The following is a 928-nucleotide window of genomic DNA, read 5'->3' as shown; positions in this document are numbered from 1 at the left end:
GGGCTCTGTAGTTTCGGTATACGGCGGCGGATTTTACGGGTATCGGACGCTGCGGCGAAGGTTGTAGACGGTGGCTTTCAGCAGCATTTCACGGAACTCTAGCCACCAGCTTCGCGCACGCACGGCGGAGCCGAGCGTGCGCTTGATCGACGAGAAGACGGTTTCTGACATGGAACGCTGGTGGTACCGATCACCATTCATGCGGGCGTTGTGGGCGTGATCGAGCGGATTCATGATCCGGTGTTTGATCAGCGGTCTGATGCCGTTTTCGCGGAGTTCATCGCGGAAGGCTTTGGCGTCGTAGCCGCGATCAGCAGCGAGGCTCCGCAGGTCGCCGGCGTTGCGCCGGGCGACCTGCGGGCCGATCTTCACATCATGTTTTTTGCTCGTGGTGGAGTGGATGTCGGTGATGTACAGCGTTTCGACATCCACGAGGGCGGTGACTTTCAGCGCTCGAACGCGGTAGTTCGTGCGGTTGGCGTAGTGACGGCTGGGCTGATCACGGTCGAAGCCAGTCGAATCGATAGCAGCGTGACCGGTGCGTTTCTCGGCTGACGCGCCGAGAAACGCACGCCACGTCGCGGTGGGAATCCGCTCAAACCACGTGCGGAGAACGGTGTAGTGCGGAAGTCTGGTGAGTCCGATCTCCTCAAGGACGCCGGGCATTTCAGAGAGCAAATCCACGGCGACGCGGTAGGATTTGGCCAGTTCGATGCGGAGTGTATGCACGGTGAGCATCGCCCACTCCGCGAACCCGCCTCCCCCTTCGGGGTCGGCGGGTTCGTCCGGGTTAGCGACAACTGATTTAGCCTTCGCCACCGTAACACGCGTGAAGAGACGGATTTCGGATGTCACACCGATCCGTCTCTTCGCTTTCTACCTAGATAACGGAGTCGTCGGCTTCGCGTCTAGCGAAACTACAGAGCCC

General features: G+C 60.2%; 1 protein-coding gene. It reads right to left on the bottom strand.

What is annotated here, in order from left to right; translation table 11 throughout:
* Window positions 1-33 precede the first annotated feature (33 nt).
* On the bottom strand, window positions 34-855 hold the full coding sequence (locus NO889_RS16355) for an IS5 family transposase (protein ID WP_112080477.1): 822 nt from the start codon (window positions 853-855) through the stop codon (window positions 34-36).
* Between the last annotated feature and the right edge of the window lie 73 nt (window positions 856-928).

The organism is Halorubrum rubrum (assembly GCF_024494685.1).
Taxonomy (GTDB): domain Archaea; phylum Halobacteriota; class Halobacteria; order Halobacteriales; family Haloferacaceae; genus Halorubrum; species Halorubrum rubrum.
Note: the sequence above shows the minus strand (reverse complement) of the source record. Positions and strands in the feature narration are given on the sequence as shown.